Here is a 20166-nt window from a genome sequence, read left to right as displayed (position 1 = left end):
AGGGCAGCCCGTTTCTCCGGCGCTATGCCGATGCCGGCAACAGGTCCGCAATGGGCAGAGCGATATCATCCTTCACCGTCTTGATGACGATGTAGGTGAAGTAGCGGTCGATGCCGATCTCGCGATCGAGCAAGCCGTCGACCAGCCGCTGATAGGCGTCGATGTCGCGCGCCATCACCTTCAGCACATAGTCAACGCCGCCACCCACCGACCAGCAGGCGACGATCTCGGGGATATCGCGGATGACGCGCTCGAAGCGGTCGAAATCGGCCTGACGGTGGCTGGCCAGCGTCACCTCCATCAGCACTGTGGCGACAGGCGCCACGACGCGCATGGCGATGCGGGCGTGATAGCCCGAGACGATGCCGGCTTTTTCCAGCTTGCGCAGCCGCATCCAGCACGGCGTCGGCGACAGCCCGACCTGCTCGGCCAGCGCCAGCTTGGTGATGCGTCCGTCACGCTGGATGGCGTCGAGGATTTTGAGATCGATCGGGTCGAGTTTCGCAGCAGTCATCAGCGCCCACTTTTTCGTCCATCCTACCATGAGGGCGCATTATTTCGATTGTCAATTGCACTGATTTCGATCTCTAATAAGTCATGACATTGTGGCAACCCGATCCCGCGCTTATCCGCCGGCCAGCCTATCAATCATTGGCCGACCAGTTCGCGCGCGCCATCCATGACGGACGCCTGGCCAATGGCGCGAGGCTGCCGACGCATCGCCGGCTGGCGGACGATCTCAAGCTCTCGGTGCAAACGGTCAGCCGGGCCTATGAGGAATTGATCCGCCGCGGCCTGATTTCGGGCGAGATCGGGCGCGGCAGCTTCGTCCAGACACAGCGCCGCGAGCCGGACCCGCCCTATCTGCCCGAGCGCCTCGGTGAGGTCATCGACCTCTCGATCCTGAAACCGGTCTGCGAGCCGATGCACCTGGAGCGGATGAAGCAGGCGCTGGGCTGGCTTGCCGAAAACCTGCCGTCGAGTTCGGCACTGTCGTTCCGGCCAAACATGGTGTTCCCGCGCCACCGCGCCGTGGCGGTCGAATGGCTGAAACTGTGCGGCCTCGAAGCCTCCGCGCAGAACATCAGCCTGACCAATGGCGCCACCGCCGGCATGACGGTGGCGCTGATGAGCGTCGCGCCACCGGGCTCCACCGTTGCCACCGAGGCGATAGGCCATCACACGCTGGTGCCGCTCGCCCGCTATCTCGGTTTCAACCTCGAAGGCCTGCCGATCGACGAAAACGGCCTGATTCCGGAAGCGCTGGACGAGGCCTGCCGGCTGTCCGATATCCGCGCCGTATTCGTGCAGCCTTCGGTGATCAATCCCACGGCAACGCTCATGGATGGGGCGCGCCGTGAGCAGATCGCGGCGGTGGCGCGCAAGCATGACATCGCCATCATCGAGAACGATGTGCTCGGTCCCCTGGTCGAGGATCGACCGCCGCCGGTCGCTGCTTTCGCGCCGGAGCGGACGCTCTACGTCACCTCCTTCACCAAGATCACCGTGCCCGGCCTGCGCATAGGTTATCTCGCCGCGCCCGACCGTTACGTTGCGGCCGTCGCCAACCGGCATCTCGTCTCGAACTGGATGGCGACACCAATGGTGGCCGAGATCGCCACCAAATGGGTAACCGACGGCACCGCGATGGAGCTGGTGCGCTGGCAGCGCGCGGCGTTGCGTCGCCGGCAGGATATCGCTGGCGAGGTACTGGCCGGCGTCGACTACCGTGCCCGTCGCGACGGATTGCATATCTGGCTGCAACTGCCGGCCGACCGTTCCGAGGAGAGCTTTGTCGCCCAAGCTCGGTTGCAAGGCGTGGCCATAGCCCCGGGCACCTCGTTCCGCATATCGGATGCGCCCTGGCATCCGGCAGTGCGCATCTCGCTGGGTTCGACCACCGAAGGGGAACTGCGCGCCGGTCTCGGCGTTGTCACCAAGCTCTTGCTTGGCGATCCGGAGCATCTGCTGCTCGCAATCTGAGCGCGCCAATCACTATCGCCAGGTGGTTCTGGGGCAACGGTGCCCAAAAAGCCAGCTGCGATTGACCGGAAAATGTGCGCAATCAGAATAATTGTCATGATATTATTTTACCAATTGACATGATTTGGCGTGTTCCCCATCGTTAAGGGCACAGGCTTCTCCAGCACGGGGAAATTCATTTGTCCGCAACCGCGCCCATCATCAAGGTCGACGCCATCTCGAAGAGCTTCGGCGCCTTCAAGGTGCTGGACGGCTTGTCCATGCAGGTCATGCCGCGCGAGAAGCTGGCGCTGATCGGCCCCTCTGGCTCGGGCAAGACCACGATCCTGCGCATCCTGATGACGCTGGAGCGCATCGACGGCGGCCACATCCAGATCGACGGCGAGCAGCTCTACCACATGGAGCGCAACGGCCAGCTGCTGCCGGCCGACGAGCGGCATCTGGCAAAAATGCGCCAGAAGACCGGCATGGTCTTCCAGCTGTTCAACCTGTTTCCGCACAAGAGCGTCATCGACAATGTGACGCTGGCCCCGATGCTGACCAAGGGCACACCGCGCGCCGCCGCCGAAAAACGCGCGATGGAACTGCTCGACATGGTCGGCATGGCCGACAAGGCCAAGGCGATGCCGGCGAAGCTATCAGGCGGCCAGAAGCAGCGCGTGGCGATCGCCCGCGCGCTCGCTTTGCAGCCGAAGATCATGCTGTTCGACGAGGTGACATCGGCACTCGACCCGGAACTGGTCGAGGAAGTGCTCAACGTCTTGTGGCGGCTCTGCGCCGAGACAGACATGACCATGCTGCTGGTCACCCACGAGATGGGTTTCGCCCACGACTTCGCCGACCGGGTGCTGTTCTTCGATCGCGGCCGAATAGTCGAGGAAGGCAAGCCCGACGAGATTTTCCGCAATCCCAAGCAGGAACGCACGCAAGGGTTCCTGAAGAAGATCATCGCGGCCGGACACCGTGTCTGACCGCCATGCGGGGCGTGCGAACCGCCCACAGGCAAACCAAGAAGAGAAACAAGGAGTTGGGAACAATGAAGAAACTTGGCATTTTGGCTGGCGTCGCCGGCCTTGCAATTGCGGCGGTGCTCGCGACATCGAGCGTAGGCTCGGCCGCGGACAAGAAGCTCGAGCAGCTAAAGTCGCAGGGCTTCGCCCGCCTCGCCATCGCCAATGAGCCGCCCTATACGGCGGTCGCCGCCGACGGCAAGGTTTCGGGTGCCGCGCCCGATGTGGCGCGCGAAATCTTCAAGCGGCTTGGCGTCGCCGACGTCGTCGCCTCGATCTCGGAATACGGCGCCATGATCCCCGGCTTGCAGGCCGGCCGCTTCGACGTCGTCACCGCCGGCCTGTTCATGAAGCCGGAGCGCTGCGCGGCGGTTGCCTATTCGGAGCCGGTTCTGTGCGACGCCGAGGCGATGCTGGTGAAGAAAGGCAATCCGAAAGGCTTCAAGAGCTACGAGGATGTCGCCAAGGACACGTCCGCCACCATAGGCGCGCCGGGCGGCGGCACCGAGGAGAAGCTGGCGCTCAACGCCGGCGTGCCGCGTGAACGTGTCATCGTCGTGCCGGACGGCCAGAGCGGCCTGAAGATGGTGCAGGACGGCCGTATCGACGCCTATTCGCTGCCCGTGCTCTCGATCAATGATCTGATGAAGAAGGCCGCCGATCCGAACCTCGAAGTCATCGCCCCGGTGCAGGGTGCGCCGGTCTATTGCGACGGCGCCGCCTTCAAGAAGGGCGACGAGGCGATGCGCGACGCCTTCGACGTCGAACTCGCCAAGATGAAGAAGTCGGGCGAGTTCGCCAAGATCATCGAGCCCTACGGTTTCTCCGCGGCGGCGGCGATGTCGACCACACGCGACAAGCTCTGCGCCGCGAAGTAGCGCTTCCTTTTTCCTTCTCCCCGTGAACGGGGAGAAGGTGGCCCGAAGGGCCGGATGAGGGGCAGCACAAGCTTTGCTTACGCTGGCACTGCCCCTCATCTGCCTGTCGGCATCTTCTCCCCGTTGAACGGGGAGAAGGAAGCTAACCGCCAACGTTGGAACCCAGATGACCCAGTGGTCCGGCTATTTCGGCCTGATATTGCAGGGAGCGCTTGTCACCATCGAGCTGACGCTGATGGGGTCGGTGCTTGCCCTGATCATGGCCTTTCTCGCTGGCATGGGGCGCCTATCGCGCTTCTTCGTGCTGCGGGCCCTGGCAACGGCCTATATCGAATTCTTCCGTGGCACCTCGATCTTCGTGCAGCTGTTTTTCGCCTATTTCGTGTTGCCGCTGGTGGGTTTCGAGCTGACCCCGCTGCAGGCCGGCGTCTTGGCGCTGGGCTTGAATGTCGGCGCCTATGCCGCGGAGGTGGTGCGCGGCGCCGTGCAATCGATCGGCGGCGAACAGCATGAGGCCTGCATCGCGCTCAATCTGGGCCGCTGGCAAGGCATGCGCCATGTCATCCTGCCGCAAGCGTTTCTGGTGATGCTGCCGACCTTCGGCAACAATGCGATCGAGCTGCTCAAGGCGACATCGGTCGTCTCGCTGATCTCGCTCGCCGACCTGACCTTCCAGGCGCAGGTGGTGCGCGCCCAGACCGGCAACACTATGGTGCCATTCACCACCATTCTCGTCATCTATTTCATCCTGGCGTTGCTCATCTCGTGGGGTGTGCGCTCGCTGGAACGCCGCATGGCGCGCGGCCTCGACGGAGTGCGCGTCTGATGGCCAGCGCATTCCTGATGAATTGGGTCCGCTGATGGATTGGGATTGGGATTTTGTCCGGCAGATCCTGCCGACGTTGATCCAGGGGGTGAAGATCACCATCCTGGCGACGTTGCTCGGTTCGGTGCTGGCGGCGATCGTCGGCTTGGGCATCGCGCTGGCGCGCCGCTCGCCCAACAAGGCGGTGTCGCGCACTGTCGGCTGGGTGGCCGAATTCATCCGCGGCACACCGCTCCTGGTGCAGCTCTATTTCATCTTCTATGTGCTGCCCGACATCGGCATCCTGCTGCCGCCGCTGGTCGCCGGCGTCATCGGGCTCGGGCTGCATTACGGCACCTACACGGCGGAGGTCTACCGCGCCGGCATCGACAATGTGCCGCGTGGCCAGTGGGAAGCCGCCAAGGCGTGCAATCTCAGCGCCCGGCAGACCTGGTCCCACATCATCATCCCGCAGGCCATTCCGCCGATGATCCCGGCATTGGCCAACTACTTCATCGCCATGTTCAAGGAGACGCCGCTGCTCTCGGCGATCACCGTGCTGGAACTGATGAACCAGGCAAAAAGCGTCGCCAACACCTATTATCGCTACCTTGAGCCGATCACGCTTGTCGGCGCCTTCTTCCTCGCCATCAGCCTGATCTCGGTCGTGCTGCTGCGCTGGCTGGAACGCCGTTACGGCAAGATCGAAAGATAAAAGATGAAGCCCTTGCCGCAGATCAAGCTTGTGCCCAACCGGCCAGCGCTCGATGAGCGTCCGCTGGAGCGGCGCGTCGGCCTCATCATCCTTGCCACGGACCATACGACCGAGCCGGATTTTCGCCGCATGGTGGCGAGCGAACGGATTGGCGTCTATGTCGCGCGCATCCCCTATGCCAATCCGACGACGCCTGAGAACTTGCGCAAGATGCAGCCGGCGCTGACGGCGGGCGCGGCCTTGATCCTGCCTGACGAGCCGCTCGACGCCGTCTGCTATTCTTGCACGTCGGCCTCGGTGGTGATTGGCGATGCCGAGATCGAGACGGCGATCCAGGCCGCCAAGCCAGGCGTGCCCGTCGTCACGCCAACAATGGCCGGCGTGCGCGGGCTGAACGCGTTCGGCGTGCGCTGGATCAGCATCCTCACGCCCTACACCATGGAAACCGCCAGGCCGATGGCGACCTATTTCGCCGAACGCGGCTTCGACATCCTAGGCTTTACCTGTCTCGGCTTCGAGGATGACCGCGAGATGGCGCGCATTGCCCCGGCAGCGCTTGTCGACCTCGCACGCCAGGCAATGCATCCGCAGGCCGATGCGCTGTTCGTGTCCTGCACGGCGCTGCGCGCTGCGCTCGCGGTCACCGGCATGGAACAGGCGATCGGCCGCCCGGTGGTGACCAGCAACCAGGCGACCGCCTGGTACTGTCTGCGCCTTTGCAGCGATGAGACAGCCCATCCCGAATTCGGCAGTCTGATGACGCTGCCCTTGCCGTGCGGCTGACGACCATGGCGACAGTGACCCTTGGCGATATCCGTGCCGCGCGCGAGCGAATTGCCGGCAAGGTCGAGCGCACATCGATCGTGCTTTCGGCGAGTCTTTCCGAACGGCTGGGCGTGCCGGTTCATCTCAAGCTCGAGCATCGCCAGACCACCGGCAGTTTCAAATTGCGCGGTGCATCCAACGCCGTTGCATCGCTTGATGCCGAGGAGAAGGCGCGCGGCGTCGTCGCGGCATCGACCGGCAATCATGGCCGTGCGCTGGCCCACGCGGCGAAGCTCGAGGGCATGCGTGCGGTGATCTGCATGTCTCGACTGGTACTCAAGAACAAGCTGGACGAAATCCGCCGCCTCGGCGCGGAAGTCCGTATTGTCGGCAACAGCCAGGACGATGCCCAGCAGGAGGTCGAGCGGCTGGTGACGGAGGAGGGGCTTGTCATGCTGCCGCCCTTCGACCATCCCGCGATCATCGCCGGGCAAGGCACGCTCGGGTTGGAGATGATCGAGCAGGTCCCGGATGCCGCTCTGGTGCTGGTGCAACTCTCCGGAGGTGGGCTGGCCTCGGGTGTAGCGGCCGCAATCAAAGGCGTTAGCCCCGGCACAAAGATAGTCGGCGTGTCGATGGCGCGCGGCGCCGCGATGAAGGCCAGCCTCGATGCGGGCCGTCCCGTCTTGGTGGAGGAACTGCCGACGCTGGCGGATTCGCTCGGCGGGGGCGTCGGCCTCGACAACCGGCTGACCTTCGCCATGAGCCGAGACCTGCTCGACGATGTCGTCCTGCTCAGTGAGGACGAAATCGCCGCCGGCATTCGCCATGCCTATGAACTGGAACGCGAGATCGTCGAAGGAGCAGGTGCGGTAGGCATCGCGGCGCTGCTCGCCGGCAAGGTCAGGGCGGAGGGGCCGGTGGTGGTTCTGCTTTCCGGCCGCAACATCGACATGGAACTGCACAGGAAGATCGTCTGCGGGGAAATGCCATCGATTTCGGAGCGCGCCGCATGAGCAGGATGACCATCCTCACCGAAGCTGAACTGCGCACGATCGTGACGCTCGATCTCGACGCCGTCGCTTGCGTCGAGAATGCTTTCCGCGCGCTGGCAACATTGCCGGTGGCCATGCCGCCGATCCTGCGCCTCGACATCGCCGAGCATCGCGGCGAGGTCGACGTGAAGTCCGCCTATGTACCCGGTATCGACGGCTTCGCCGTCAAGATCAGTTCCGGCTTCTTCGACAATCCAAAGCTCGGTCTGCCAAGCGGTGGCGGCATGATGGTGCTGCTTTCGGCAAAGACCGGTGTGGTCGACGCCTTGCTGCTCGACAATGGCTATCTCACCGACGTCCGCACCGCCGCCGCCGGCGCCGTCGCGGCCAAACACCTGTCGCGAGAGGACTCGTCCGTCGCCGCGATCTTCGGCGCCGGCGTCCAGGCCGGGCTGCAGCTCGAAGCCCTGATGCTGGTGCGGCCGATCACGCAGGCCCGCATCTGGGCGCGCGATGCCGCCAAGGCGGAGGCGGCCGCGGCCACCTTGCGCGAACGGCTCGGCATCGACGTGCGCCACGAACCCGACGCGGCCAACGCTGTCGCCGGCGCCGACATCATCGTCACCACCACGCCGTCGACCGAGCCGCTGATCAAGGCTGGGTTTGTCTCGGCTGGCCAGCACATCACCGCCATGGGCTCGGATGCCGAGCACAAGAACGAGATCGCGCCTGCCATCCTGCGCATGGCCGATCTCTATGTCGCCGACAGCGCGAAGCAGACACGGCGGCTGGGCGAACTGCACCATGCCATCGCCGCCGGCGTGATGGCAGCCGATGCCGAGGTCACCGAACTTGGCCAGATCATCGCCGGCGAAAAACACGGTAGGCGCTCGGCCAGCGACATCACCATCGCTGACCTGACCGGCACCGGCGTGCAGGACACTGCGATCGCCACGCTCGCCCGCGACCGCGCGCTGGCGGCCAATGCCGGAACCATTTTCGAAAGCTGATCCTGGCCGCGGGAGCATGATCCGGAAAAGTGGCAACCGGTTTTCCGACCAGATCGTGCTCCGACAAAACAATACCTGGAGACAGATTCAACGAAGTTGAAGCGGGTTCCAGGCCCAACAAACGAGGACCAACAAAATGCAGCCGAACCTGAAATTCTCGCGAAGCGAATACGCGGATCGCCTCGCCAAGACGCGCAAGGCGATGGAAGCCAAAGGCGTCGATCTCCTTGTTATCAGCGATCCATCCAACATGGCCTGGCTGACTGGATATGACGGCTGGTCCTTCTATGTGCATCAGGCGGTCATCGTGCCGCCGTCGGGCGAGCCGGTCTGGTATGGCCGTGGCCAGGACGCCAACGGCGCCAAGCGCACTGCTTATCTCGCGCATGACAACATCGTCGGCTATGCCGACCACTATGTGCAGTCGACAGAACGCCACCCGATGGACTTCCTGTCCAGCGTGCTGAGCGATCGCGGCTGGGGCAAGCTTGTCGTCGGCGTCGAGATGGACAATTACTGGTTCTCCGCCGCCGCCTTCGCCTCTTTGCAGAAGCATCTGCCCAACGCCCGCTTCGTCGACGCCACCGCGCTGGTCAACTGGCAGCGCGCGGTGAAGAGCCCGACCGAGATCGACTATATGCGCAAGGCCGCCCGCATCGTCGAGGCGATGCACCAGCGCATCTTCGACAGAATAGAGGTCGGCATGCGCAAATGCGATCTCGTCGCCGAGATCTACGATGCCGGCACGCGCGGCGTCGACGGCATCGGCGGCGATTACCCCGCGATCGTGCCGCTGCTGCCGTCAGGCGCGGACGCCTCGGCGCCGCACCTGACCTGGGACGACAAGCCGATGAAGCGGGGCGAGGGCACCTTCTTCGAGATCGCCGGCTGCTACAACAGGTACCACTGCCCGCTGTCGCGCACCGTCTTCCTCGGCAAACCGACGCAGGAATTCCTCGATGCCGAGAAGGCGACGCTGGAAGGCATGGAAGCAGGTCTTGCCGCCGCCAGGCCGGGCAACACATGCGAGGACATCGCCAACGCCTTCTTTGCCGTCCTGAAGAAATACGGCATCGTCAAGGACAACCGCACCGGCTATCCGATCGGTATTTCCTATCCGCCGGACTGGGGCGAACGCACCATGAGCCTGCGTCCCGGCGACCGCACCGAGCTCAAGCCCGGCATGACCTTCCATTTCATGACCGGCCTTTGGCTGGAGACAATGGGGCTGGAGATCACCGAGTCCATCCTGATCACCGAAACCGGTGTGGAGTGCCTGGCCAATGTGCCGCGCAAGCTGGTGGTGAAGGATTGAGCCCGATGTCCAGTCATCGCCCGTCGCCGATCGCGCCGACCGTCGATTTCGATCGCGACGGCGTCCAGCATGGTTTCCTGCGCTTGCCCTATAGCCGCGACGACTCGGCCTGGGGCTCGGTGATGATCCCGATCTGCGTCATCCGCAACGGCAAGGGGCCGGCGGCACTGCTGACCGGCGGCAACCATGGTGACGAGTATGAGGGGCCGCTGGCGCTCTACGAACTCGCCCGAACGCTCGATCCCAGCCAGGTCAGCGGCACGGTGATCATCGTGCCGGCGATGAACTATCCGGCTTTTCGGGCCGGCACGCGCACCTCGCCGATCGACAAGGGCAACATGAACCGCAGCTTTCCCGGCCGGCCGGACGGTACGGTGACGCAGAAGATCGCCGATTATTTCCAACGCGAGTTGCTTCCCCGCGCCGACATCGTCTTCGACTTCCATTCCGGTGGCAGGACGCTGGATTTCGTGCCGTTTTGCGCTGCTCACACCTTGCCCGACAAGGCACAGGAGCAGAAAGCCTTTGCGGCGGTGGCGGCATTCTCGGCGCCGTTCTCGATGCGCATGACCGAGATCGATGCGATCGGCATGTATGACACGGCGGCCGAAGAGATGGGCAAGGTCTTCGTTACCACCGAGCTCGGCGGCGGCGGCACATCGCGAGCCGAAACGGTGCGGATCGCCCGGCGCGGCATCCTCAACGTGTTGCGTCACGCCGGTGTCGTCGCCGGGGCGGTCGAGACGGGCAAAACCCAGTGGCTGGACATGCCCTCGGGAGATTGCTTCTGCTTTGCCGAGGACGACGGCATGATCGAAACCATGGTCGATCTTGGTGAGCCCGTCGAAGAAGGCGCGGTACTGGCCCGCATCCATTCCACCGGCCGCACCGGCGTTGCTCCGCGGGAGATCCGGGCGAAAATGTCGGGCATGCTGGCGGCACGGCATTTCCCTGGACTGGTCAAGGCCGGCGACTGCGCCGCGGTGGTCGCCGTGAAGGTCGATTGACTGACGTGATTTCTCCGCCCGGACCAAACCGGGCGGACCCAGCCATCGACAGCTTCTCGTGTCGCTCTTCGGCCAGAAACCAAACCGCTCTCGTACACGGGGATACTTATATCGCCGGATGTTTTCCACTAGGCTGGCGATCGCGTGGCATGGGAGCATCGATTGCGCGGATTTATGGAAGGCCTGATCGAGAGGCCGCAGACGGTGGCGGAACAGGTCGCCAATGTCCTGCGCGAGGCTATAGCCAGCGGATCGCTGAAGGCAGGCACCACGCTGCGTCAGGATGAACTGGCCGAGCAATTCGGTTTCAGCCGCATGCCCATCCGCGACGCGCTTCGCCAATTGGAGGCGGAAGGCATTGTTTCCATTCATCCCACGAAGGGCGCGCATGTCGCCGGGATGGACGGTGCCGAGATCGCCGAAATCTACGCGGTGCGCGAATTGCTCGAATGCGAGGCGCTCCGGCTGTCCGTTCCGGCCCTGCCCGGCGCCAAGCTTGAAGAAGCCGAGCAGGTGCTCGACCAGATCGACGCGGAGCGCAATGCGGGCCGCTGGGGCGCCCTGAACAGGGCCTTTCACCTGTCGCTCTACGATGCCTGCGGCAACCGCCGTTTGCTTGACCTGATCGAGGCGCATCACAACGCGGCCGACCGCTATGTCCGCATCCTGCTGTCGAACCTCGACTACCGCACCCGCTCTCAGAGCGAGCATCGCGATCTGCTGGCCGCTTGCCGGCGGCGTGACGAGAAGAAGGCCGTGAGCGTTCTGAGGCAGCATCTTCGCGAAGGCAGCGACACACTCGTCAATGCGATAGACGGCGGCGGACTGTCGCGAAAATCCTGAGCCCGAGGGGCAGGGCCGTCCGCGATCGATGCCATGGCGCGCGGTTGCCAGCGGGGCGGTTCGCTGCCACATATTGCAACATCAACGCTCGACATAAGGATCGCCATGTCTCCCGTCAGCCACCTGCCGGCACGTGCCCTTGCCCCGCGCCGCCATGATGAGATCCTGCGGCGGCTGGGCGCCCAGGGCTCCGTCAGCGTCGCCGAACTGGCCGGGTTCTTCGATGTCTCGCGCGAAACCATCCGCCGCGATTTGAAGCTGCTTTCGGACCAGGGCAGGCTCGGCATCGTGCATGGCGGGGCCGCCCGCTTCGAGCCGAGCGAGCCGTCGATGAGCTTGCGCAGCCAGGAAAATGCGGCCGGCAAAGCGGCGATCGGCAGGGCGGCCGCCAGGCTGGTCAGGGATGGCATGGTGGTCTTTCTCGATTCCGGCACCACCACTTTGGCCGTCGCGCATGCCATATCGGAACTGCGCGACCTCACCATCTGCACGGCCAGCCTGAAGATAGCGCTGCATCTATGCCATGTCCCCGGCATGCGCGTGCATATGCTGGGCGGCGAAGTCGACCCCGGCGAGGAGGCGGCTGTCGGCATCGACACGCTCGATGCGATGGCCCGCTTTCGTGTCGACATCGCCTTTCTTGGCGGCGGCGCGCTGTCGCCGGACGGGGAGGTGACCGACTTCACCCGCGCCGGCGCCGAACAGCGCGGCCGCATGGTCGCCCTCGCCGGCAAGGCCTATTTCGTGCTCGACGCCAGCAAGTTCGGCAAGCTGACGCCGCTCAGGATTCCCAACTTCGAACGTGCCGCCGGGGTGATCGTCGACGCCAATCCCGAACCGGCGCTTGCCGAAGCGCTTTCGCAAAAGGGTCCAGAACTCATCGTCGCGGCTTGATGTGATATTTTGTGACTTTATGGGTTGATATTTGGTTTTCTCGTGCTAATGTCCCGGCCATCCTTCAAATGGCGGAACGCTCATGGCCCATGAATTTCCCACCCAGGCTCGAATCGTCATTGTCGGCGGCGGCATCATTGGGTGCTCGGTCGCCTACCATCTGACAAAACTCGGCTGGACCGATGTTGTCCTGCTCGAACAGGGGCAACTCAGCGGCGGCACCACTTGGCACGCGGCTGGTCTTGTCGGCCAGTTGCGCAGCCATTCCAACATGACCAGCCTGATCCGCTATTCCACGCAGCTCTACAGCGAACTGGAGGCCGAGACCGGTCTTGCCTCCGGCTGGAAGAATTGCGGCTCGCTGTCTGTTGCGCGCACGGCCGACCGCATGACGGTGCTGAAGCGCACGGCTGCGTCGGCGCGGGCTCAGGGCGTAGAGATCGACGTCATCTCGCCCAGGGAGGCCGGCGATCTGTGGCCTGTCATGGCGACGGACGATCTCGTCGGCGCTGTCTGGCTGCCCGGAGACGGCAAGGCCAATCCCACCGATCTCACGCAATCGCTGGCCAAGGGCGCGCGCAACGGCGGCGCCAAAATCTTCGAGCGGGTCAAGGTCACTGGTATCAGCGTCAGGAACGGCGTCGCTTGCGGTGTCGAGACCGACCATGGCGACATCGCCGCCGAGATCGTCGTCAACTGCGCCGGCCAATGGGCGCGCAAGGTCGGGCTGATGTGCGGCGTGTCGGTGCCGCTTCACTCGGCCGAGCACATGTACATCGTCACTGGACGAATAGAAGGCGTGCATCCGGATCTGCCCGTCATGCGCGACCCCGATGGCTTCATCTATTTCAAGGAAGAGGTCGGCGGCCTCGTCATGGGCGGCTTCGAGCCGCATGCCAAGCCGTGGGGCATGAACGGCATTCCCGAAAATTTCGAGTTCGCGCTGCTGCCGGATGATTGGGACCAGTTCGAGATCCTGATGGAGAACGCGCTGGTGCGGGTGCCGCAACTGGCCGAGGCCGAGGTCAAGAAATTCTACAACGGTCCCGAAAGCTTCACGCCGGACAATAATTTCCTCCTCGGCGAAGCGCCCGAGCTGAAGAATTTCTATGTCGGCGCCGGCTTCAATTCGATGGGCATTGCCAGTGCCGGTGGCGCCGGCAGGGCACTGGCCGAATGGATCGTCAACGGCGCGCCGACCATGGATCTGTGGCCGGTCGACATCAGGCGCTTCGCCTCGTTCAACAACAATCCGCGCTGGCTGCATGACCGGGTCAAGGAGACGCTCGGCCTTCATTACGCCATGCCATGGCCGAACCGCGAACTGGACACCGCGCGGCCATTCCGCCGTTCGCCGCTTTACGACCGGCTTGCCGCCAAGGGCGCGTGCTTCGGCTCCAAGATGGGTTGGGAGCGCGCCAACTGGTTTGCCGGTCCAGGGGAGACAGCCGGGAATGACTATGCCTTCGGCCGCCAGAACTGGCACGAGGCGATGCAACGCGAGATGAAAGCGACGCGCGAAGCCGTCGCCATCTTCGACCAGACCTCCTTCGCCAAACTGCTTGTCCAGGGGCGCGACGCCTGTACGGCGCTGAACCGGATCTGCGCCGGCGACATCGATGTGCCGGTCGGCACGTCGGTCTACACCGGCGTGCTCAATGCGCGCGGCGGTTACGAAAGCGATCTCACCGTGATGCGGCTTGCCGCGGAGAAATTCCTCATCGTCACCGGCTCCGCACAGGCCGTCCACGACGCCGACTGGATCGTCAAGAACATCCCGGCGGACGCGCATGCCATTCTGACCGACATCACCTCGGCTTACGCGGTGCTGGCGTTGATGGGGCCGCGTTCGCGCGACCTCCTGGGCAAATTGTCTTCGGCGGATCTTTCCAATGCCGGCTTCCCCTTCGCCACCATCCGCGAAATCGATGTTGGCTATGCCACAGCCTACGCCAACCGCATGACCTATGTCGGTGAGCTCGGCTGGGAACTGATCGTACCGATCGAGTTCGCGGTCGGCGTCTATGAGGCGCTGCATGAGGCCGGCCGCGAGTTCGGCCTGGCCGACGCCGGCTACTACGCGCTCGATGCCTTGCGCATCGAAAAGGGTTTTCGCGCCTGGGGTCGCGAACTGACGCCCGACATCAACCCGTGGCAGGCAGGCCTTGGCTTTGCCGTCGCGATGGACAAGCCGGGCGGCTTCATCGGTCGCGATGCGCTGGTCGGGGCAAAGCCGTCAGCGGCACCGGCAAGGCGCGTCGTGCTGTTCACCCTTGACGATGCCGAGCCGACGCTGTGGGGCGGCGAACTGATCCTGCGTGACGGCAAGCCGGTCGGCGAGGTTCGGTCGGCCGCCTACGGCCATACGCTGGGACGCTCCGTGGCCCTTGGGCTGATCGAGCACGAAGCGGGCGTCGATGCTTCATTCCTGGCCAACGGCCGTTTCGAGATCGATCTTGCCGGCGTGCGCCATGCGGTTACCGCGCATTTGCGCAGCCCCTATGATCCGAAGTCGGAGCGGGTGAAAGCCGATGCAGTGGAGATCAAGGTCGCGGCTTAAAGCATGATCCCGAAAAGTTGGAACCGGTTTTCGGAAAAGATCATGCTCAACTAGTCCGCCGACATCGAGCGCGCCATGTCGAGAAAGGCGCGCACCAACTTGCCGCCGCTGCGCTCGCGCAGGCAGATCAGCGCCTCGTCCATCAAGGTCTCGGGCGCATCGATGGTGATCGGGACGAGCCGCGAATCCTGGCCGAATTCGGCCGCCGAGACAAAGCCGATGCCGGCGCCCGAGGCGACGATCTCGCGTACGGCTTCGCGGCCCTCGGCCTCGATCACCGGCCTGAGCTCGACCTTCGACGCCGCGGCCAGGTCTTCGAGCTTCTGGCGCGTCTTCGAGCCGCGTTCGCGCATGACCAGCGATTCCTGCGCGAGTTGCTTGAGCGTCAGCGATTTTTTCCCTGCCAAAGGATGGTCGATCGAGGTGAAGGCGATGATCGGGGTCGAATTCAGTTTCAGCACCTCGAAATCTCGCCCGGCGGGCACTTCGCCCAGCACGCCGATGTCGGCATCATAGCTGTAGAGGCTGCTGATCACCGTCTCGGTGTTTCCGGCGCGCACCGAGACCTGTACGCCGGGATAGCGGGCCCGGAAGCTGCCGAGGATGTGAAGCAGGTGGTGCGCCGCATCGGCGACGATGCGCAGCGTGCCGGAACGCAAAGCGCGCGACTCGGTCAGGAGCTCGAGCGCCTGCTGCTCGGTGTCGAACATGCGGTGGGTTATCTCGAGCAGTTTCTGGCCGGAATGCGTCAGCGTGACTTGCTTCTTGTTCCGGTTGAACAGCAGCACGTCATACTCTTCCTCAAGTTTGCGCACCTGGTCCGATATCGCCGGTTGGGTCAGGAACAGCGCTTCGGCCGCCCGCGAAAAGCCGCCGGAGATCGCCACCTGATGAAAGGCTCGCAGCTGAACATAGCGCATGTTACGTGCCTTTCGGGTCTCGAAGCCGCCTGCATCTTATCATAAGCCTGGCTAGCCAAAAGGACGGAATAAACGATTCCGCTGATGTCTGGGGATGAACGCTCCCATGTTCACGGCCGTGTCATGAGTGGCATGCAGCCTGTCCAATGCAGTTTTGTCATCGTTCTAATCGATACATCGATACAAAATAACGATTTTACAAATACGTCGTCCGGACCAACAATGGCGCCACATCAAAAAAGCAGCGACCTGTCGGAGGACATCATGCTCGCCGAGACGAAATTTGCCGCCGAGCCGCTGGCCAGGCCGGCCCTGGGCGAGCCCTATCTTTTGACCCCCGGGCCGCTCACCACGGCCTATTCGGTCAAGCAGGCGATGTTGCGCGACTGGGGATCGTGGGACGGTGACTTCCGCGCCATGACATCAGACATGCGCCGCCGCCTGCTGGCTTTGACCGGCGATACGAAAGGCGAGTTCGACTGCGTTCCGATGCAAGGTAGCGGCTCCTTCTGCGTCGAGGCGATGCTGGGCTCGTTCGTGCCCAGGGATGGCAAGGTTCTGGTGCTGGCCAACGGCGCCTACGGCCTGCGCGCCGCCCAGACCATGCAGTATCTCGGCCGCGCCTATACGCTGATCGACAAGGGCGACTACCTGCCGCCGCGCGGCGACGAGGTGGCGGCCGCGCTTGAGGCTGATCCTGCGATCACGCATGTCATCGCCATTCATTGCGAGACCAGTTCCGGCATTTTGAACCCTGTCGCCGAGATCGCCGAAGCCGTCCATGCCAAGGGCCGCAAGCTGCTGGTCGATTCCATGAGCGCCTTCGGCGCCGTCGCGCTCGACGTCAACGAAATCCGCTACGAGGCGATGGTGTCCTCAGCCAACAAATGCATCGAGGGCGTGCCCGGCTTCGGCTTCATCATCGCCCGCAAGAGCGAACTCGAAGCAGCCAAGGGGCGCAGCCATTCCCTGTCGCTCGACGTTCACGCGCAATGGGCGCACATGAACAAGACCGGCCAGTGGCGCTACACGCCGCCGACGCATGTCGTCGCCGCCTTCCTGGAGGCGCTGCGCCAGCATGAGGCCGAAGGTGGCGTCGTCGGCCGTGGCGCCCGCTATGTCAAGAACCGCGACGTCATGGTGGCGGGCATGCGCGAACTCGGCTTCGAGACGCTGCTTGGGGACCGCTGGCTGTCGCCGATCATCGTCACCTTCTTCAACCCGGCCCACGCCAACTTCGCCTTCGATCGTTTCTACGAACTGATGAAGGACAAGGGCTTCATCATCTATCCCGGCAAGCTGACGGTCGTGGATTCCTTCCGCGTCGGCTGCATCGGCCAGATGGACGAACATGTCATGCGCCGCGTCGTCGAGGCGGCGGCGCAATCGCTTGATGAAATGGGCGTCGACACCGCCGCTCCACCCGCGGCGGCAATCGCCGAGCGCGCCAAACTCGCCGCCTGAAGCGGCCGATTTCGAGGATTCTTGATGAACCAGATGTCTTCCATCAACGTCGCGGTCAATGGCCGCACCTACGCCTGGCCGCGCGTGCCGGCCATCGCCATCTGCCTTGACGGCTGCGAGCCGGCCTATCTTGACGAGGCGATCAGGGCCGGGCTGATGCCGGCCTTGGTCAGGATCAAGCAGAAGGGCACGGTGCGCTTTGCGCACTCGGTCATTCCGAGCTTCACCAACCCCAACAATTTGTCGATCGCCACCGGTCGCCCGCCCTCGGTGCACGGCATTTGCGGCAACTATCTCTACGAGCGCGAGACCGGCAAGGAAGTGATGATGAACGACCCGCGCTTCCTGCGCGCGCCGACCATTTTCCAGGCCTTCTACGATGCCGGCGCCAAGGTCGCGGTGGTGACCGCCAAGGACAAGCTGCGTGCGCTGCTCGGCAAGGGCCTCGCCTTCGACGAAGGCCGCGCGCTGTGCTTCTCGGCTGAAAAGTCGGACACCACGACAGTGGCCGAGCACGGCATCGACAATGCCTCGAAGCATTTCGGCCTGCCTGTGCCGGAAGTCTATTCGGCCGAACTGTCGGAATTCGTCTTCGCCGCCGGCGTTCAGCTGCTCAGGGAATTCCGCCCCGACATCATGTACCTGACGACGACCGATTATGTGCAGCACAAATATGCGCCCGGCGTGCCGCAGGCCAATGCCTTCTACGAAATGTTCGACAAGTACCTGACCGAGCTCGATGCGCTGGGCGCGGCGATCGTCGTCACCGCCGACCATGGCATGAAGCCCAAGCACAAGGCGGACGGTTCGCCCGACGTCGTCTACGTCCAGGACCTGCTCGACGAATGGCTGGGCAAGGACGCCGCCCGCGTCATCCTGCCGATCACCGACCCCTATGTGGTGCATCACGGCGCTCTCGGCTCTTTCGCCACCGCCTATTTGCCTGATGGCGCTGATCAGGCCGGCATCATGGCGCGGCTGGCCAAGATCGACGGCATCATGCTGGTCGTCGACAGCCCTGATGCCTGCGAGCGCTTCGAACTGCCGGCCGACCGCATCGGCGACATCGTGCTGATCTCCACCGAGAACAAGACGATCGGCACATCAGAACATCGCCACGATCTGGCGGCGCTGAACGAGCCGCTGCGCTCGCATGGCGGGCTGACCGAGCAGAAGGTACCGTTCATCGTCAACCGCGTGCTGCCGGATCTGCCCAATGAGCCGACCTTGCGCAATTTCGACGCCTTCTACTACGCGACGATGGCGGCGGCGCTGGCGGGCTGAGTGAGTTGGATCGCCAGCAGCGTGTAGCCGTCCATGATGGTGCTGGTCGACCCCCACTCCGGCCCTTCGGGCCACCTCTCCCCCGATCGACGGGGGAGAGGAAGGGCGCTGAGTTCGCCGGCCTTGGCTTTCCTCTCCCTCCGGAGGGGGGGAGAGGTGGCGCCGCGAAGCGGCGACGGAGTGGGGGAAGCCGGAGCCGAAACGCGATGACCTAGCCGACAAAAGATCAATGTTGCTCACTGAGCACAGGGAAGACTCACATGACCCAACTTGACCCTGCCATCAAAGTTCGCCACGAGCCGATGCGTATCGCCGGCAAGAAGGTCGATGCCGACGGCATCGTCGAGGTGCGCTACCCCTGGAACGACACTGTTATCGGCACCGTGCCAGCCGGCCGTGCCGAGCATGCGCGAAAAGCTTTCGAGATCGCCGCCGGCTACCGGTCGAAGCTGACCCGCTACGAGCGCCAGCAGATCCTGTTCCGCACGGCGGAAGCACTGGCGTCGCGCCGGGAAGAAATTTCCGATCTCATCACGCTCGAGCTCGGTATCTCCAAGACGGATTCGCTCTACGAAGTCGGCCGCGCCTATGACGTGTTCACGCTGTCGGCGCAGATGTGCATCCAGGACGATGGCCAGATCTTCTCCTGCGACCTCACCCCGCACGGCAAGGCGCGCAAGATCTTCACCACCCGCGAGCCGCTGAAGGCGATCTCGGCGATCACGCCTTTCAACCACCCGCTCAACATGGTCTCGCACAAGGTGGCGCCGGCGATCGCCACCAACAATTGCGTGGTCGTCAAGCCGACCGAGCTGACGCCGATGACGGCGCTGCTTTTGGCCGACATCCTTTATGAAGCTGGCCTGCCGCCGGAAATGCTGTCGGTGGTGACGGGATGGCCGGCCGACATCGGCAACGAAATGATCACCAACGAGAACATCGACCTGATCACCTTCACCGGCGGCGTGCCGGTCGGCAAGATGATCGCCCGCACCGCCGGCTACAAGCGCCAGGTGCTGGAACTCGGCGGCAACGATCCGCTGATCATCCTCAATGATCTCTCCGACGAGGATCTGGCAAAGGCGGCGGACCTGGCAGTGGCCGGAGCGACGAAAAACTCCGGCCAGCGCTGCACGGCGGTCAAGCGCATCCTGGTCCAGGAAAGCGTCGCCGATCGTTTCGTGCCGCTGGTGCTGGAGCGGGCGAAGAAGATCCGCTTCGGCGACCCGATGGACCGTTCCACCGATCTCGGCACCGTTGTGCACGAGAAGGCAGCCGCACTCTTCGAAACCCGCGTTCACATGGCCGCTGAGCAAGGCGCCGACATCCTCTACAATCCCGGCCGTCGTGGTGCATTGCTGCCGCCGATCGTCGTCGACCGCGTGCCGCATAAATCCGAACTGGTGATGGAAGAAACCTTCGGGCCGATCATCCCGATCGTGCGCGCGCCCGATGACGACGAGGCGCTGATCGCGCTCTCCAACTCGACCGCCTTCGGCTTGTCGTCGGGCGTCTGCACCAACTCGTTTCCCCGCATGCAGAAATACATTGCCGGCTTGCAGGTCGGTACGGTCAACATCTGGGAGGTGCCGGGCTACCGCATCGAGATGTCGCCCTTCGGCGGCATCAAGGATTCGGGCAATGGCTACAAGGAAGGCGTCATCGAAGCGATGAAGAGCTACACCAATGTGAAGACATTTTCGCTGCCCTGGTCCTGA

General features: G+C 63.7%; 18 protein-coding genes. 16 read left to right on the top strand and 2 right to left on the bottom strand.

From position 1 onward, the window contains the following. Nucleotides 1–22: 22 nt before the first annotated feature. Nucleotides 23–514, bottom strand: a complete 492-nt coding sequence (locus EN845_RS14135; protein ID WP_127870501.1) for an Lrp/AsnC family transcriptional regulator — start codon at nucleotides 512–514, stop codon at nucleotides 23–25. Between the two features lie 83 nt (nucleotides 515–597). Here EN845_RS14135 and EN845_RS14130 point away from each other — a divergent pair, with 83 nt between their 5' ends. The 13 genes from EN845_RS14130 to EN845_RS14070 all read left to right on the top strand — a co-directional run bounded on the left by EN845_RS14130 (nucleotide 598) and on the right by EN845_RS14070 (nucleotide 14780). After that, nucleotides 598–1983 (top strand): PLP-dependent aminotransferase family protein, encoded by a 1386-nt coding sequence (locus EN845_RS14130; protein ID WP_127870502.1) that lies wholly within the window; start codon nucleotides 598–600, stop codon nucleotides 1981–1983. 179 nt (nucleotides 1984–2162) lie between these two features. After that, nucleotides 2163–2954, top strand: coding sequence for an ectoine/hydroxyectoine ABC transporter ATP-binding protein EhuA (ehuA, locus tag EN845_RS14125; RefSeq protein ID WP_135907108.1), 792 nt, complete (start codon nucleotides 2163–2165; stop codon nucleotides 2952–2954). Nucleotides 2955–3019: 65 nt separating this feature from the next. Next, the gene (gene ehuB / locus EN845_RS14120; RefSeq protein ID WP_127870503.1) at nucleotides 3020–3871 is read left to right on the top strand and encodes an ectoine/hydroxyectoine ABC transporter substrate-binding protein EhuB; all 852 of its coding nucleotides are present in this window, start codon (nucleotides 3020–3022) and stop codon (nucleotides 3869–3871) included. A 166-nt stretch (nucleotides 3872–4037) separates the two neighbouring features. Beyond that, nucleotides 4038–4697 carry an ectoine/hydroxyectoine ABC transporter permease subunit EhuC gene (gene ehuC / locus EN845_RS14115; RefSeq protein ID WP_127870504.1) on the top strand — a complete coding sequence of 220 codons (660 nt, stop codon included), beginning with the start codon at nucleotides 4038–4040 and terminating at the stop codon, nucleotides 4695–4697. A gap of 34 nt (nucleotides 4698–4731) precedes the next feature. After that, the gene (gene ehuD, locus EN845_RS14110; protein ID WP_127870505.1) at nucleotides 4732–5391 is read left to right on the top strand and encodes an ectoine/hydroxyectoine ABC transporter permease subunit EhuD; all 660 of its coding nucleotides are present in this window, start codon (nucleotides 4732–4734) and stop codon (nucleotides 5389–5391) included. Nucleotides 5392–5394: 3 nt separating this feature from the next. After that, nucleotides 5395–6174, top strand: a complete 780-nt coding sequence (gene eutA / locus EN845_RS14105) for an ectoine utilization protein EutA (protein WP_127870506.1) — start codon at nucleotides 5395–5397, stop codon at nucleotides 6172–6174. 5 nt (nucleotides 6175–6179) lie between these two features. Continuing rightward, nucleotides 6180–7172 (top strand): hydroxyectoine utilization dehydratase EutB, encoded by a 993-nt coding sequence (gene eutB, locus EN845_RS14100; protein WP_127870507.1) that lies wholly within the window; start codon nucleotides 6180–6182, stop codon nucleotides 7170–7172. Then, a complete protein-coding gene (gene eutC, locus EN845_RS14095) occupies nucleotides 7169–8161 on the top strand; it encodes an ectoine utilization protein EutC (protein ID WP_127870508.1) in 993 nt (330 codons plus the stop codon). The genes eutB and eutC overlap by 4 nt, the downstream gene beginning before the upstream one ends. A gap of 136 nt (nucleotides 8162–8297) precedes the next feature. Next, nucleotides 8298–9476, top strand: coding sequence for an ectoine hydrolase DoeA (gene doeA / locus EN845_RS14090; protein ID WP_127870509.1), 1179 nt, complete (start codon nucleotides 8298–8300; stop codon nucleotides 9474–9476). A 5-nt stretch (nucleotides 9477–9481) separates the two neighbouring features. After that, on the top strand, nucleotides 9482–10483 hold the full coding sequence (doeB, locus tag EN845_RS14085) for a N(2)-acetyl-L-2,4-diaminobutanoate deacetylase DoeB (protein ID WP_127870510.1): 1002 nt from the start codon (nucleotides 9482–9484) through the stop codon (nucleotides 10481–10483). Between the two features lie 174 nt (nucleotides 10484–10657). Further along, nucleotides 10658–11326 (top strand): GntR family transcriptional regulator, encoded by a 669-nt coding sequence (locus EN845_RS14080; RefSeq protein WP_167531369.1) that lies wholly within the window; start codon nucleotides 10658–10660, stop codon nucleotides 11324–11326. Nucleotides 11327–11431: 105 nt separating this feature from the next. Next, nucleotides 11432–12220, top strand: coding sequence for a DeoR/GlpR family DNA-binding transcription regulator (locus tag EN845_RS14075; RefSeq protein ID WP_127870511.1), 789 nt, complete (start codon nucleotides 11432–11434; stop codon nucleotides 12218–12220). Nucleotides 12221–12302: 82 nt separating this feature from the next. Beyond that, nucleotides 12303–14780 (top strand): FAD-dependent oxidoreductase, encoded by a 2478-nt coding sequence (locus EN845_RS14070; protein WP_127870512.1) that lies wholly within the window; start codon nucleotides 12303–12305, stop codon nucleotides 14778–14780. Nucleotides 14781–14830: 50 nt separating this feature from the next. Here EN845_RS14070 and EN845_RS14065 read toward each other — a convergent pair whose 3' ends face one another. Then, a complete protein-coding gene (locus tag EN845_RS14065) occupies nucleotides 14831–15700 on the bottom strand; it encodes a LysR substrate-binding domain-containing protein (protein ID WP_127870513.1) in 870 nt (289 codons plus the stop codon). A gap of 264 nt (nucleotides 15701–15964) precedes the next feature. Here EN845_RS14065 and EN845_RS14060 point away from each other — a divergent pair, with 264 nt between their 5' ends. From EN845_RS14060 to phnY, 3 genes are all read left to right on the top strand, one after another. Beyond that, nucleotides 15965–17164 (top strand): 2-aminoethylphosphonate--pyruvate transaminase, encoded by a 1200-nt coding sequence (locus EN845_RS14060; protein WP_127870663.1) that lies wholly within the window; start codon nucleotides 15965–15967, stop codon nucleotides 17162–17164. 24 nt (nucleotides 17165–17188) lie between these two features. Beyond that, complete coding sequence (gene phnA, locus EN845_RS14055) at nucleotides 17189–18448, top strand: phosphonoacetate hydrolase (protein WP_127870514.1); 1260 nt, start codon at nucleotides 17189–17191, stop codon at nucleotides 18446–18448. A gap of 260 nt (nucleotides 18449–18708) precedes the next feature. Continuing rightward, complete coding sequence (phnY, locus tag EN845_RS14050) at nucleotides 18709–20166, top strand: phosphonoacetaldehyde dehydrogenase (protein WP_127870515.1); 1458 nt, start codon at nucleotides 18709–18711, stop codon at nucleotides 20164–20166.

The organism is Mesorhizobium sp. M8A.F.Ca.ET.202.01.1.1 (assembly GCF_004791595.1).
In the GTDB taxonomy this organism is placed as follows: Bacteria; Pseudomonadota; Alphaproteobacteria; order Rhizobiales; family Rhizobiaceae; genus Mesorhizobium.
Note: the sequence above shows the minus strand (reverse complement) of the source record. Positions and strands in the feature narration are given on the sequence as shown.